Origin of the sequence: Kitasatospora sp. NPDC001261 (genome assembly GCF_042896795.1) — a bacterium.
In the GTDB taxonomy this organism is placed as follows: Bacteria; Actinomycetota; Actinomycetes; order Streptomycetales; family Streptomycetaceae; genus Kitasatospora.
This window is the reverse complement of the sequence record NZ_JBIAXP010000025.1, coordinates 64,054-79,145: the sequence shown is the minus strand read 5'-3', so window position 1 is coordinate 79,145 and position 15,092 is coordinate 64,054. Positions and strand designations below refer to the sequence as shown.

10 protein-coding genes and 1 pseudogene are annotated in these 15,092 nt (G+C 73.2%); 8 read left to right on the top strand and 3 right to left on the bottom strand.

Annotation, left to right across the window (positions count from 1 at the left end; all coding sequences use genetic code 11):
- The first annotated feature begins 94 nt into the window (after nt 1–94).
- Complete coding sequence (locus tag ACFY4B_RS30035; RefSeq protein ID WP_159028388.1) at nt 95–1,180, top strand: hypothetical protein; 1,086 nt, start codon at nt 95–97, stop codon at nt 1,178–1,180.
- 276 nt (nt 1,181–1,456) lie between these two features.
- Here the strand turns inward: ACFY4B_RS30035 and ACFY4B_RS30030 are convergent, their stop codons facing one another.
- Together ACFY4B_RS30030 and ACFY4B_RS30025 are read right to left on the bottom strand one after the other, a co-directional pair.
- Nucleotides 1,457–1,672 (bottom strand): hypothetical protein, encoded by a 216-nt coding sequence (locus tag ACFY4B_RS30030; RefSeq protein WP_147409018.1) that lies wholly within the window; start codon nt 1,670–1,672, stop codon nt 1,457–1,459.
- Nucleotides 1,673–1,730: 58 nt separating this feature from the next.
- Nucleotides 1,731–2,024: a transposase gene (locus ACFY4B_RS30025; RefSeq protein ID WP_117486295.1), complete on the bottom strand. Its 294-nt coding sequence runs from the start codon at nt 2,022–2,024 to the stop codon at nt 1,731–1,733.
- Nucleotides 2,025–2,176: 152 nt separating this feature from the next.
- On the opposite strand from ACFY4B_RS30025, the gene ACFY4B_RS30020 reads away from it, so the two are divergent.
- The 4 genes from ACFY4B_RS30020 (at nt 2,177) to ACFY4B_RS30005 (ending at nt 4,378) form a co-directional block, all read left to right on the top strand.
- Nucleotides 2,177–2,356: a hypothetical protein gene (locus ACFY4B_RS30020; protein WP_049650462.1), complete on the top strand. Its 180-nt coding sequence runs from the start codon at nt 2,177–2,179 to the stop codon at nt 2,354–2,356.
- Nucleotides 2,357–2,664: 308 nt separating this feature from the next.
- The gene (locus ACFY4B_RS30015) at nt 2,665–3,078 is read left to right on the top strand and encodes a hypothetical protein (protein ID WP_049650469.1); all 414 of its coding nucleotides are present in this window, start codon (nt 2,665–2,667) and stop codon (nt 3,076–3,078) included.
- 315 nt (nt 3,079–3,393) lie between these two features.
- Complete coding sequence (locus ACFY4B_RS30010; RefSeq protein WP_049650463.1) at nt 3,394–3,759, top strand: hypothetical protein; 366 nt, start codon at nt 3,394–3,396, stop codon at nt 3,757–3,759.
- A gap of 259 nt (nt 3,760–4,018) precedes the next feature.
- Nucleotides 4,019–4,378, top strand: coding sequence for a hypothetical protein (locus ACFY4B_RS30005; protein ID WP_117486294.1), 360 nt, complete (start codon nt 4,019–4,021; stop codon nt 4,376–4,378).
- 171 nt (nt 4,379–4,549) lie between these two features.
- Here the strand turns inward: ACFY4B_RS30005 and ACFY4B_RS30000 are convergent.
- Nucleotides 4,550–4,860, bottom strand: a pseudogene (locus ACFY4B_RS30000) (hypothetical protein); the annotation flags it as partial.
- On the opposite strand from ACFY4B_RS30000, the gene ACFY4B_RS29995 reads away from it, so the two are divergent.
- From ACFY4B_RS29995 to ACFY4B_RS29985, 3 genes are all read left to right on the top strand, one after another.
- Nucleotides 4,798–7,152, top strand: coding sequence for a lantibiotic dehydratase (locus ACFY4B_RS29995; RefSeq protein WP_387973182.1), 2,355 nt, complete (start codon nt 4,798–4,800; stop codon nt 7,150–7,152). The pseudogene ACFY4B_RS30000 and the gene ACFY4B_RS29995 overlap by 63 nt on opposite strands.
- 84 nt (nt 7,153–7,236) lie before the next feature.
- Nucleotides 7,237–7,614, top strand: a complete 378-nt coding sequence (locus tag ACFY4B_RS29990) for a hypothetical protein (RefSeq protein ID WP_387973179.1) — start codon at nt 7,237–7,239, stop codon at nt 7,612–7,614.
- Nucleotides 7,615–7,722: 108 nt separating this feature from the next.
- Nucleotides 7,723–15,048, top strand: coding sequence for a SpvB/TcaC N-terminal domain-containing protein (locus tag ACFY4B_RS29985; protein WP_387973176.1), 7,326 nt, complete (start codon nt 7,723–7,725; stop codon nt 15,046–15,048).
- Nucleotides 15,049–15,092 lie beyond the last annotated feature (44 nt).

The following is a 15,092-nucleotide window of genomic DNA, read 5'->3' as shown; positions in this document are numbered from 1 at the left end:
ACTGGCGGGGATCCCGCGGGTAGGGGCTCCGTGGGAAAGAGCCCCGACCACCTACTTCAACGACCTGCGCGCCACCGCCGTCCTGCTGCGGCCAATGACCGCCACCCCGGACCAGAGCGACACCGCAGAGCCCCGGGGCGACGGACGCCTCCCGCAACACCCGGCCGACGCCGCCCGCACCCTCACCGCCGCCCACCGCCTCCTCGCCCTCGACACCGCTGAAGCCGAGTACAGGATCAGCGGCCTGCTGGCCGCCGTCCGCTGGTCACCCCACCGCTGGCAGTCCGTCCTCAACGGCACACGCGACGCCTCCCCGGCGATACGCCGCCTGGTGCACGAAGCCGACGGCCTTCCGCGACCCGCCCCGGCACCGCGCAGGCCGCAGCCCCCGATCCCGCCCACCCACCACGGGACCTTCAGCTGGCGCCACGTCCCCCAGCTCCTGCCCGCCCAGTGGATCCGGCAGCACTTCGACGTCCCCGCCGATCTCCACCACGTGCTCAGACGGGCCGTGCCCCTCCGCCTGGTCCAGATGACCGCCGGCGGATCGCAGAAACTCGCCGCCTCCCGCCTGGACCTGCCCTGGGCCACCGCTGGCTGGCTGCTGTTCGACGCCCGCCGCCGCCTCGCCACGGCAGGCGCCACCGACGAGGCCCAGGCTGGCCTGCGACGACTCGCCGCCCACCTCGACCATGACCCGAACCCGGTGGACTACCACTACCGCCGCGAGGCCCTCGCCCGCTGGACCCTCCCCCAGACCGACTGGAACCGCCTGGCCGAGCACCTGCCCGAGCGCACCTCCCGCCGCTTCGACGACGCCGTGCGCCGCGACATCGCCACCGTCCTGATCTGGGCGGACGTCACCCAGGGCCACCCCCACCGCGCCCCCGCTGTCCAGCGGGCCCGCGCCGCCTCCCACCCGGCCCGCAGCCCCCTGCAGACCGCGCTCTCGGAGCTCCTGTCCCAGCGGCGCGCGGGCCGGGCGTGGGACCTGCGGCCGATCGCCGATGCCCTCGACGCCTACGCACGCGACCTCGGCGACGCGATCCACCTGCTGCAGAGCAATGCACGCCTCGGATGCGGCCGCTTCCGGGGCCTCGTTCTCCCAGGTGGCGACGAGTTCGTCGACCGCAGCGGGTTGCGGCGGCCCGCGACATCGCCGCCCTCTCGACCACCATGACCGTCACCGGTCTGTCCCCCGACGGCGGTGCGCTCACCGCCGAGGCCTCCTGGGCGGGTACGTCGCCGGCCGCCGGCTCTTCGCGATCGACACCCCGCATCCCTCCCCCGGGACCCCGGCGACGCCGACAAGAGGGAGGCGACGAGAGTCTCCATGCCCGTTCGGGAGAACCTGGCCTGTTCAGCGCCCACCTGAACGTCACCGCGACTGTTCTATCGACAGGCTGCGGTGCCCGGCCGAGTGCCGGACACCGCAGCCTCCCTGGTTGCGACTCGGTCAGTCCTGCCCGCCCACGGCGACGGACCCGCTTGTATCCCCGTCCCAGATCACGTCCTTCGGCGACGAGAGACCTGTGCCCTCGATCGTGGCGGTGTCGTTCCAGGAGCCGCTCATGGTGATCTGCGGGCCGCGCGCCGCGTGGGCCGCCGCAGGTACGGCGAAGGCCAGGGAGAGTCCGGCGAGCACGGCAGCGGCAACGCTTCGACGTCGCATGATGTCCTCCAGGTGTCGAGGGGTTTCTAGCGGGTTACCGAGCCTGGCGGACGCGAGGTCACGCAGTGGCCGCCGGAATCATCCGACGGTGAACAGCTCGCGCGCATGTGGTGACACCAACAGCGCCCTCCCGACTGGGTCGGCCCACCGGCTCCGTGACGAGATGCCGCCTGGCTCCGGGAAGCCGGTCGTCGCGCTCACCCCGGTCCGCCTCGTCCTGGCGGATCCAGTTGCGCAGGGCCTCATGGTGAACCCCGAGTTCGCGGGCCATCTGACGGATCACGGGCTTCGGATCGGCCGACCGTCCACGGCAGGGCGATCCCCACGGCCGAGGCCCACGCAGCGAGAACATCCGCTCCCCACTTCAGGCGCCGGTGGACTGGTGTGCGTCGGTGGCCTCGTTCGGACGGTTCCCTGCGACGCGCGGTTACCCCCGAGCCAGCTGGGCTACAGGTAGACACGGAAGCACTCCTGTCCCTATCCACATCCGATCACGGAGCTGCCATGCAGAATCCCGCCTTCTCGAACAGAATCCCGTCCACCTACTTCGCGACCACTGGCATCGGCGACTCCGGCGAGGGGGAGCAAGTGCTGAACGTGCAGAACGTCTCCGGACACGATGTCACCATCCAGGCCGGCCAGACGTTCCAGGTCCCCCTGTACAACGGATCACCGGACGAGTAGCCGCATCCCGCGGGGGCCGCACACAGGACGCGGTCCCCGCAACCCCTGCACACAGCGCACGCCCCTGGAAACAGGGCCCGGTCCTTCCTGGCCGAGGCGGGGACTCAAGGTGCGGGTGCCGGTCAGGGCCGCAGCAGCGTCCCGCCGTACGGGGCGGGTCCTCGCGGCGAGCGGTCGGCACCACGGTGCCGGGCCCGGTGCCGGACAAGGCCCTCGCCGGGGACGCCACCGGGGACGATCGACCGGCGCCCCGGCGCCCGAATCCTCCACAACCCGGCGTGCTGGACACGGGCACTACGGTGAGCCGCATGGACATGCGGACGGCGATTGCGCGCTTGACGGAGGAAGCCGAGCAGCAGATCCACGAGCGGGTATGGGAACCGTCCGCAGGCGAGCGAGACCTCGCGATCCGGGTCGAGGGCGGACTGCGCGAGGCCATCGGCCCGGCAAACGTCCAAGAGGTCCTGCCGGAGCAGAACCGGCTGGAACACCTGCGCGAAGTCCTGGCGGTCATCGCCATCGCCCTCGCCGGCACCCACGGCCGCCTTGCCTGGTTCCTCTCCGGTGCCATCACCGCCCTCGAACCCGTCCTGCGCTGGCGCGCCCTACCCGCGGACGATCACGCTTTCGGCACCGTCCCCCCGGCCCCCGAGCAGTACACCGAAGCCGAAGACGCCGTGCGACGCCTCCAGGCCGCCCTCGCCCGTATCACCGCCGGCTGACACCCGGGCGAAGCGCGAGCCGTCCACACCTGGCCTGGACACCTCGCAGGCCCAGCCCCCGAACCGCTCCAGCCCCGACGCCGACAACCCCGTCCCCCCGCAGCCGGTGAGCCCGACGCCATCGTTCGACAGCTCCGCTCCCGTCGCGTCGCTCCAACGGCCCCGGAACACTTCGCCCGGGAGGGGGAAGTCTGCCGGGATCCGTTGTGCGTGCTGCCGGGGACCGTGTCGGCTGGCTTCCGACAGCTGCCGACCGGCACCTGGATACCACCCGGGCCGTGCGCATGCGCCCGGGCCCGCGAGAGGAGCACGACCGTGAAGACCATCAGGGCACTCGTGACAGCCGCCGTCACCCTCGTGGCGGCAGCGGGAATCTCCGTGGCCACGGCACCCAGTGCGGCCGCGGACGTTGATCAGGGCGACTGCAGCCTGTACCAGTCCGTCTACAGCAACCCCCAGTACGCCAGGGGGTCTTGCGCCTATGCGCCTACAAACCAGCGATGGCGCGTCGTGGCGTTCTGTTCAACGCTGGAAGACCACAAGTATGCCGTCGTCACCCCCTGGGCCTGGGGACAGGGGTACACCCATCACCACGGCGAGGGCGTACCTGTTGTCAACAGCCAGCAGGCAACATGCAACCCCGGTGACGCCCTGCTCGACGCGACCATCGAAACGGGCTGACCGCCCATCGGGGCACGCTCACGCACAGACGGATGCCGCCCGGTCCGGTGGGGCCGTACGACGGCCTCGGAAAGCAGCGGTCTCCCTGCCTCGCTCCAACGGCCCCGGAACAGTTCGCCCGGGAGGGGGAAGTCTGCCGGGATCCGTTGTGCGTGCTGCCGGGGACCATGTCGGCTGGCTTCCGATAACTGCCGACCGGCACCTGGATACCACCCGGGCCGTACACATGCCCGCCCGGGCCTTCGAAGGGAACACAACCGTGAAGACCATCAGGGCACTCGTGACAACCGCCGTCACCCTCGCTGCGGCCGCGGGAACCTCCCTGGCCGCAGCACCGGTCGCCCAAGCAGTGCCCGCGGACTGTAGCCTGCGCCAGGAGACCGGCCACAACCCCCAGTACGCCGAGGGGGCCTGCCTGTACGCTCCAACGACGCAGCGGTGGCGTGTCCTGGCGACCTGCGAAACGCTGGACGGCCGCTTCTACGGCGTCGCCAGCGCCTGGGCCTGGGGACAGGGGTACCCTCGCAACCACGGTGAGGGCGTACCTATTGCCAACACCAAGGAGGCATGGTGCAAACCCGGTGACGCTCTGTACGACGCGGGGATCGAACTGGGCTGACCGCCCACCAAGCACGAGTCTTCGGCAGGGTCCTCGATTCGGATACCCTGATGGCCGCCCGGGTCCTCCGCCTGGGTGGGCCACCGAGGCACGGACGCACCTGGCCGGGGTACCGCCTTCGCGGGGCGGGCAGAGACGGCACCCACATCGGCCCTGCCAAACGCGCTCCGGCTACGCGGTCGCAGGCCGCCTCCTGAGCGGAACCGTCACCCAGGCGGTCGGCGCCTCTGGGCGGCACGGCCGTGCGCGCCATAGCCTCGACACATGTCCGGCGCCCTCGCGCAGCGCGACACCGCTGGTCGGACGGGCCTCCTCCAGGAACTTCAACCCGGGCTCGCTCACGCCGGTGTAGATGCCCCGACGGTCGAACGGGCACATGAAGCGCGACAGCACCCCCGGTCCTCCAACCGGCTGACCAGGTGAATCGTGGCGCTCTGGCCGAGCACAACCGCGTCGGCCACCTGGTTCATGCCGCTGTGCCCCACGCCGACCTCGACGCGCTGCTCGCGGCCGTCCGGGACTGGGAGGAACAGCCCCCCGACACCGGCGCCGCCACGTTCCCCGCACTCGCCGACCACGCCCGCCGGGTCACCGGCCTCGCCACGGCCACGCCCCTCCAAGTCGACGCGGCGCTGCCCCTCGCGGCCGGGCGGATATCCCGCGAGGTCGCCGACGCGGCCGTGGCGGCGGCCGAACTGCTCCTGCGTCTCACCCCCTTCCCGGACGGGCCGCCGCACATCGCCGGCTACCGGCGCGCGTTCGAGGCCCGGTACGGCACCGACCGCGACGTGCCCCTCCTCGAACTCCTCGACCCCGTCGCCGGCCTCGGCACACCCTCCCCGTCCGCGGCGGGCGCACCCCTGGACACCACACGGGCCGACACCCTGCTCCGGCTCGCCACCGAGGCGCTCCACGACCACCTGACCGGCATCGACCTCGACCAGGACACCATCGACCGGATCGCCCTCGCGGACCCCGAGCCCCACCGGCTGCCCGCCTCGCTCGACCTCTACGCCATGGTCGCCGCCCCGTCGCCCACCGCCATCGACGCGGGCGACTTCCGGCTCGTGGTCGGCGCCAACACCGGCGCCGGAGCCGCCGGACGCAATCTCGGCCGCTTCGCGGGGGTACTGCCCGAAGCCGTACTCGTCCTCGCCGGGATCGCCGACGCCGAACAGGCCCTGGACCCCGAGCGCGTCCAGGCCGAACTGGTCTACCTGCCCGAGAAGACCCGCTCGGCCAACGTCGTCGTGCGCTCCGCCGTCCGCGACCACGAGATCGGCATCCGCACCAGCGCCGAGCCCGGGCCGACCCGCTGGATCCCCCTCGACGAACTCGCCGTCCGGGTCACCGACGGCAGGTTCGCGCTGATCTGGGACGACGGCACCGGCACCGTCCGGGAGATCGCCGTCTGCGCCGGACACATGCTCAACCACAGCCGGGCGCCGGCCGTCTGCCGCTTCCTCGCCGACCTGAGCCGCGACGGCACCGCCCTGCTCACCGGCTTCGACTGGGGACCGGCCCGCGGCTTCCCCTACCTGCCCCGCGTCACCCGCGGCCCGCTCGTCCTGCGCCCGGCCCAGTGGCGCCTCGACCACGCCCGGGGACAGGAGCTCACCGGGCACCCGGACGCGTTCCCGGCCGCGCTCGACGCCTGGCGCCGCCACTGGCGGGTGCCCCGCCACACCTACCTGACGAGCAGCGACGAGGCCGCCGACCACCGACTCCTCATCGACCTCGCCGCGCGCTCCCACACGGAGGAACTGCGCCGCGCCGTGAACCACCTGCGGCCCGGCGGCGCCGTCGTCCTCCAAGAAGCCCTCCCCGGCCTCGACGACGCCTGGGCCACCGGGCCCGACGGGCCCCACATCGTGGAACTCGTCGTCTCCATGACCCGCCGCGCCGCCGCCCCTCCCGCACGGCGGCCCCGGCCCGCCCACGCCCCGATCGGCCGCACGGAGCGAATGCGCCACCCCGGAAGCGACTGGACCTACGTCAAGCTCTACGGCGACCGGCAGGACGAGAACTCCCTGCTCGCCGACGGCGTCAGGGACCTCGTCCGCGCCACGGCGCACCACACGGACCGCCGCATATTCCTGCGCTACGCGGACCCCGACCCCCACCTGCGGCTGCGCCTGCGCGGCGACCCCGGCCGGCTCATCCCCGCACTCGGCGACTGGGCCGGAACCCTCCTGGCCGACGGACACCTCTCCCGGTTCGGCTTCGACGTCTACGACCGCGAGATCGAACGCTACGGCGGCCTCCCCGCCATGGACGCCACCGAGCAGCTCTACACCGCCGACAGCCTCGCCGTCCTCGACCTGCTGTCCCTCGGCCGTACCGGACAACTGCCGCTCGACGACACGGCGCTCGCCCTGCTCACCATCGACGACCTGCTGGCAGGCCTCGGCCTCGACGAACCGGACCGGCTGCGCTTCTACCGCCGGATCCACGACCGTTGGACCCACCGGCTGTGCTCCGCCGGCGCCCAGTACCGCACCCGCAAAGCGGAGTTCTGCGAACTGCTGCGCGGCCCGGCCCCGCCCGGCATCGACGCCGTCCTCGCCGAACGCCGCCGCGCCGCGCAGGACGTCGCCGCCCGGCTCGCCGACCTGGACCGCCACCGGCTGCTCGGCAAGCCGCTGCCCGACCTCTGCGACAGCTTCGTCCACCTGCACTGCAACCGCCTGCTCGGCCCGGACCGCACGACGGAACACACCATCCTGGAACTGCTCTTCCGGACGCGCCAGAGCCTGGCCGCGACGGCCCGCTGACACCCCGGTGGGTTTCCTCGGGACCACCGCGTGATCGATGTCCGTCAGGCCGGGGGAAGCTCAGTGAAAAGGAAGGGTTCAAGCATGGTTGACCGCGACGGCTACCTCGATGTCCGGTCCCGCAGTGCGTCCGTCCTCGACCTCGACGCGAAGCTGCCCGGCCAGGCCTTCAAGAAGGGCGCGGGGGAATCGTTGTTCTGCGAGTTCGACGCGGTCCTCACCCGGGAATTCCGGCCGGCACTCCGCGAGATGGCCCGGTGGCACGGCGACGACCGAATCGAACGCCTCGGCTCTCGTGCACCTGGCCGTGCCGCCGCACCCGCGGAACGCCGAGGACGACCCGTGGCGGCTGTGCGCCGTGCACAGCCCTGGCCCCCCGTTTCCGTGATCCGAATGGCCGCCTCCCGCACCACCGGACGGGCGATGGCGGCGCGCGGCCCCTCCCGAGGGCCCTTACGTTGAGGTCGAACGGCGCTCGGTCGCACCCGCCGCGACCATGCGCACAGACACGCGGCCATGCGCGGAGACAGTCGGCTCCCGGGGCCGAGGGAATCGGGGAACCGGGTGAGCGTGCCGGAAGAAGTCCTGGTGCCGGAAGGGGGCACCGCGGCGCCCTCGGGGTCGTCGGCCGGCGACAGCGCCGCCGGGCCGCTGCTGCCGACCCCGTCGCTGCCCAAGGGCGGTGGGGCGATCCGCGGGCTGGGCGAGAAGTTCACTGTCAACCCCGCGCGCGGCACCGGCTCGATGTCGGTCCCGCTCGCCCTCAGCCCCGGACGCTCCGGCAGCGGCCCCGGGCTGGCGCTGCGGTACGAATCGGGCGCCGGGAACGGCACGTTCGGCTTCGGCTTCGACATCGGGCTCCCCACGATCTCCCGCAAGACCGCCAAGGGCGTCCCCCGGTACGACGCCTCCGACGTGTACCTGCTCTCGGACGCCGAGGATCTCGTGCCGGTCCTGCTGGAGCAGCCGGACGGTTCCTGGTCGCCCGATGTCCGCGACGTGACCATCGACGGCGCCGCGTACCGGGTCGGCCGTTTCCGCCCGCGCTGCGACACCGCGTTCAGCCGCATCGAGCGCTGCGAACGCCTCGGCGTCGGCGAGGTGTTCTGGCGCACGCTCTCGCGCGACAACGTCACCAGCGTGTTCGGCCGCGACGCCGGCGCGCGCGTCGCCGACCCCGACGATCCCGGGCGGGTCTTCCAGTGGCTGCTGGAGGAGGTCCGCGACGACCGCGGAAACGTCACCACGTACACCTACAAGTCCGAGGACCTGGCCGGCGTCGACCCCTCCGCGCTGCACGAACGCCACCGCCTCGACGGGCCTCCGCCGGCCACGCGGTACCTGAAGAGCGTCCGCTATGGCAACCGGCAACCCGGATCGGCCGATCCGTCCTGCTTCCTGGTCGTCCTCGACTACGGCGAGCACGACCAGGCCCCGCTGGAGGTACGGCCCTGGCCGGTGCGCGAGGACGCCTTCTCCGACCACCGGGCCGGCTTCGAGCTGAGGACCCGCCGGCTGTGCCGACGGGTGATGATGTTCCACGACTTCCCCGAGGAGTTCGCCGGCGGCCCCAACCCGCGGCTGGTGGCCTCCACCGACCTGACCTTCGCGCCTGACGCCGTGGCCACCGAACTCGTGTCGGTGACCCACACCGGCTACGACTGGGATCCGACGCTCGGCGACTACCGCACCGCGGCCCTGCCCCCGCTGGAACTCGGCTGGACGACGGCCGAGCCGGACACCGAGGCCCGGCGGGTCGAGGCGGTTCCGGCACCGGAGGGCAGCGACGGGCCGTACTGGGTGGACCTCGACGGCGAGGGCCTTCCCGGCGCCCTGAACCGGCAGGCCGGGGCGTGGTGGTACCAGCGCAACCTCGGCGGCGGCCGGCTCGCCCCGCCCGAGCAGGTCGTGACGGCGCCCTCGCCGGGGACGGCGGCGCCCGGCGGCGAAGGACGGCTGCGACTGACCGACCTGACCGGCGACGGCCGCCTCAGCCTGGTCGACGCCGGCCCCGGAGGCCTCGGCTCGGCGCTGCGCGAGGACGGCGGCTGGTCGCCGTTCCGGCCCTTCCTCTCCACCCCCGTCCTGGACTTCGACGACCCGGGCCTGCGCCAGGTCGACCTCGACGGCGACGGGCTGCCCGACCTGCTGCTGGGCACCGGCGACGGCCTGGTGTGGAACCGCGGCGCGGGCCGCGACGGCTACGGCCCGCGGCAGCAGGTGACCCTGCCCTGGGACGAGACCCGCGCACCTCGGCTGACCTGGGTGGACACCACCCGGACGGTCTTCACGGCCGATATGACCGGCGACGGTCTGAGCGACATGGTGCGGATCCGCGACGGCGAGGTCTGCTACTGGCCGGCGCTGGGCCACGGCCGCTTCGGCGCCAAGGTCACCATGGACGGCGCCCCCGTCTTCGACTTCGCCGACACCTTCGACCCGCGCCGGGTGCGGCTGGCCGACATCGACGGCACCGGGCCGGCCGACCTCCTCTACCTGGGCCGCGACGACGTCCACTGGTGGCGCAACCTCGCGGGCAACGGCTTCGGCCCCAGACAGTCGCTCGGGGCGTTCCCGACCGTGGACGGGCTCGGCCGGGCCGACGTGGTGGACCTGCTCGGCACCGGCACCGCCTGCCTGGTCTGGTCCTCGCCCCTGGACCGCGGCCGGGTCGAGTACCTGGACCTGTCACGCGGCACCGACACCGGCCTGCCGGACGGCGATCCCCGCCTGGCCGGCTGGAAGCCGCACCTGTTGTGCGAGGCGCGCAACAACTTCGGTGCCCGCACCCGCGTCGAGTACGCCCCCTCCACCCGCTACTACCTCGCCGACCGCGCCTCCGCCGACCTGGCCGACCACTGGGTCACCAGCCTGCCCTTCCCCGTCCCGGTGGTGGCCCTCCACCGGATCACCGACGCCGTCTCGGCCGCCGACCACACCTGCGGTTACAGCTACCGGCACGGCTACTTCGACGGCGTGGAAAGGGAGTTCCGCGGCTTCGGCATGGTCGAGACCCGTGACGCCGAGACCTTCGCCGCGCCCGGCGGCGAACTCGACGTACCCCCTGTGCGCACCCGACGGTGGTTCCACACCGGGGCCTATGCCGACGTGCTGACCGGCCGCTGGAACGGGGACACGGCGGCGGACCCGCTGCCGCCCGTGACGTTCGACGGCGTGACCGGCGGCGAGGAGTACCGGCAGGCCCTGCGGGCGCTGACCGGTGCGCCGCTGCGCACCGAGATCTACGCCGACGACGGCACGCCGCAGGCCGTCCACCCCTACAGCGTCTCCGAGCAGTCCCACCGGGCCCGCCGCCTCCAGCCCGCCGCCGAGCCCGCCGTCCAGGGCACACCCGCGCCGCACCGGCCGTGGGCGGCGTGGGCGGCGTTCACCACCTACGAGGCCGAAGTGCTGCTCCGCCACTACGAGCGGGACCCGGCCGATCCCCGCGTGGCCCACTCGCTGACCCTGGACGTGGACGCCTACGGCTCGGTGACCTCCAGCGCCGCCGTCGACTACGCCCGCCGTACCCCCGCCGTGGCCGAACAGCAGGCCGTCCCGGTGACCTGGGTGAGGGCCACCATCGACAACACCGACACCGCGCAGGTGCTGCGGCTGGGCACACCGATCGAGGTCATCGCCCACGAGATCACCGGCCTGCCCGCCCCCGGCGGCCACCGGTACACCGCGGACCAGTTGCGCGCGGCCTTCGCCGCGGCCGTCGAGATCCCCTACGAGCAGCAGCCCGCGGCCCGGGTCGTCCAGCGGCGGTGCATCGAGCGCCAGCGCACCCGCTACTGGTCCGACGACCTCACCGCGCCCCTGCCGCTCGGCCTCACCGGCGCCCGCGCACTGCCCCACCAGTCCTACCGGCTCGCCTTCACACCCGGGCTGCTCACCGCCGCCTATGGCGGGCTCGTCGACGCCCCGCTGCTGACCGGCGAGGGCGGCTACGTCCTGGAGGACGGCCTGTGGTGGGCCCCCTCGGGCGTCCACGGCTACGGCGCGGACTTCCTGCTGCCCGTGTCGTACACCTCCCCGTTCGGCAACACCTCCACCATCGACTACGACAGCCACCGGCTGCTGACGACGGCGAGCAGGGCGTCGCGGACCGCGCCGTACGACACGCTCGTCACGACGGTCGACAACGACTACCGGGTGCTGGCGCCCCGGCAGATCACCGACCCCAACGGCAACCGCGGCCACTGCGCGTTCGACCCGCTCGGGCTGATCACCGCGACCTGGACCACCGGCAAGGCTGCCGGCACCGACGGCGACCCGGACGCCCTGCCCGGCACCGTCTACACCTACGGCCTGGACGCCTGGCAGACCCACGGGGGACCGGTCTGGGCGCACGTCGAGACACGGGAACGGCATGGCGACCCGGCGAGCCCCTGGCAGCGCAGCCGGGTCTACACCGACGGCCTCGGCCGCGTGGCGATGACCAAGTCGCAGGCTGAGCCCGGTCCGGCCCAGGCCCTGGGCGCCGACGGCCACGCGGTGCCCGTGGACACCGGCACCGCGCCGCGCTGGATCGGAAGCGGCCGCACCGTCTACAACAACAAGGCACTGCCGGTGGAGAGTTACGAACCCTACTTCTCCACGACCGTCGACTACGAGGACGCCGAGGTCCTGGTCAAGCAGGGCGTGACGGACATCCTGCGCTACGACCCGCTCGGCCGGCTGATCCGCACCGACCACCCCGACGGCACCTACGACACGACCGCGTTCACCCCGTGGGAGGAGACCCGCAGCGACCCCGGCGACACCGTCCTGACCAGCCGGTGGTACGCCGACCGACAGGCCGCCGGCACCCCGCCCGCCGAACAACGGGCCGCCCAGCTCGCCGCCGCCTACGCGAACACCCCGGCCGTCGCCGTCCTCGACACCCTCGGCCGCACCGTGCGCACCCGCGAGGACAACGGCCCCGACGGGGTGTACGAGACCGTTGCCGTCCTCGACGTCGAGGGCAACACCCTCGCCGTGACCGACGCGCGGGGCGTGCGCGCGGTGGACCAGACGCACGACCTGCTCAACCGGGTGCTGCGCACGGCCGCCGCGGACTCCGGCGAGCGGCGACGGCTCACCGACTGCTCCGGCGTCCCGCTCCGCGCCTGGGACGCGGTGGGCACGACCGTGCGTTACACCTACGACCCGCTGCGCCGCCCCGCCGAGACCTGGGTGCTGGCCGCCGGCGCGAGCACCGAACGGCTCGCCGACCTCACCGTGCACGGCGAGTCGCACCCCCAGGCCGTCAGCCTCAACCTGCTCGGGCGGGTGTACCGGCACTACGACGAGGGCGGCCTGGACCAGGCCGGAGCCTTCGACTTCAAGGGCAACCTGCTCTCCACCTCCCGCACCCCCGCCAAGGCCGAGACCCCGCCGGACTGGTCACCGCTGCACGGCCGGCCGCTCGCCGACCTCGACGCCCTGGCCGCGCCCCTGCTGGACACCACCGACGTCCTCACCTCCGCGACCGCCTACGACGCGCTCAACCGGCCGGTCCTGCAGACCCTCCCCGACGGGACCCGCGTCGCGCCCCGCTACGGCGAGGGCGGACTCCTCGCCGCCGTCGACGCCTTCCCGGGCACGGCGACCGCCGCCACCCCGATCGTGACCGACGTCGAACACGACGCCCACCGCCGGCGGCGGCTGATCGGCTACGCGGACGGCATCGTCACCACGTACACGTACGACCCGATCTCCTCGAACCTCACCGGCCTGCGCACGCTCACCGGCGGCGGGTCGCCCACCGCGCTCCAGGACCTCGGCTACACCTACGACGCCGCCGGGAACCTGGTCGAGGTGACCGACGCCGCCCAGCAGACCGTCTTCTTCGACGGCAACGTCGCCGCCCCGGTCACCCGCTACACCTACGATCCCGTCTACCGGCTGCGCTCGGCGACCGGCCGCGAACACGCGAGCCTGGGCGTCCAGCCCGACAGCACCGAGCCCGCGTACGCGCCGCTCCCGCACCCCAACGACGCGCAGGCGCTGCGCACCTACCGTCAGGACTACACCTACGACCCGGCCGGCAATCCCCTGACCCTGGTGCACAGCGCCGGGCCCAACGGCAGCTTCACCCGCCGCTACACCAACGACACCGCGTCCGACCGGTTGCTCTTCCATACCAGGCCCGGCGACCCGGCCGGCAGCGCCGGCTCCGCGGCCTTCCGCTACGACGCGAACGGCCGGACGACCGGCATGGCCCACCTGCCGGGCGCACTGGAGTGGAACCATGCCGACGAACTGCGGTCGGTGGACCTCGGGGGCGGCGGCCGGGCGTCCTACCTGTACGACGCGACGGGGCGGCGCGTGCGCAAGACCGTGACCCGGATCGGCGGGCTCCAGGAGGAGCGGACCTACGTCGGCGGGTACGAGGTCTTCCGCCGCCGGCGCGGCGGGGCCGTCGTCTTCGAACGGACCACCGTGCACATCGGCGACGGCGAGGGCCGGATCGCGCTGGTCGAGACGGTGACCGTCGACACCGACGATCCGGGCTCGGACCGCTCGCCGGCGGTCCGTCTGCAGTTCAACAACCGCCTCGGCTCCAGCCTGCTGGAGACGGACACCACCGGCCGGGTCATCTCGTACGAGGAGTACCACCCCTACGGCACGACCTCGCTGTGGCTGGCGGCGGGTGCGGCGCAGGTCAGCGTCAAGCGCTACCGCTACAACGGCAAGGAGAAGGACGACGAGACCGGCCTGTACTACTACGGCGCCCGCTACTACGCCTGCTGGCTGGGCCGCTGGATCAGCACCGACCCCGGTGGCTTCACCGACGGCCTGAACCTGTACGCGTACGTCTCCGGCGACCCGGTGAACTTCGCCGACCCGACCGGGCGGGCGGGGAGCGGCCGGGGGAAGGAGTTCATCTACGACCTGCGGATGCGCACCACCCCGCTCGACGCGGAGACCCGCCAGATCATCGAGAGGCTCCACCCCGGCCAGCCCATCGATCCGCGCTGGGGGCAGGACGCCTGGAAGACGCCGAAGGAGATCCTCGAACACCACCGCACCATGCTCAAGCGCCACGGCGACAAGTTGTACAAGTGGCGCAATCCGGGCGGAGGCCGGGGCGGCATGGGCAAGGGCGCCCCGCGGGTCCGTAGCGCCGTCCACGTCGAGCACCCCTACAACATGAAGTTCGCCACGCACGGCGACGCCGGCAGCGGCTACTGGGGCAATGCCTCCGACAACTACGCCAAGGAACACGTCTACCGGCGCTGGCAGGCCGCACGGTCCTCGGCCCAGGCCACCGCGCAGGCCCCTGCCCAGGCCCCGGCGCAGGCTCCCGCCGCTCAACCGCCGGAAAGGGTGCGGGTGGGCGTCGAGGAGCCGCGGGTCCGCGTCGACGCCGAACCGCGGATCCGGGTCGATACCGAGCCGCGCATCCGCGTGGCTCCCGTCGAGAGCGCGGCCGAACACGCCGCGGAACGCGCCGCCGAACACGCCCTGGAGGAGGCCGGAGAGGGCGCCCTGAAGCGGATCGGCGAGCAGGCGCTCAAGAAGAGCGCCCTGCTCGTGCCCGGCGTGGGCATCGCGCTCGGCATCGGGATGGGCCTGGAGGACCTGCGCGAAGGCGACTACTTCGGCGCCCTGCTGGACTTCGGCGGTGCCATCCCGGGTCCGGTCGGTGAGGCGTTCGGCATCGCCGGGATCGTGTACTCGATCGGCAAGGCCGTCGTTCAGGGCGCGGCCGAGCAGCCCCCGGCAGGGCCCACACCCGGACCCGCGCCGACGCCCGAGCCCGTGCCCGAGGCGCCGCCGGCGCCGCCGGTCGCGCCCCCGCCCCCGCGGCCGCCCGTGCGGCCCGCACCCAAGGCCGCCCCGGCCGCGCCGCCGGTCGAGCCGGAACCGCAGCAGACGTTCGATCCGAGTCTGCCCATGGTCTAGCGGCACCCCCGCTCGGCACGTTCGCCCTTCCTACGTCCGCGCAC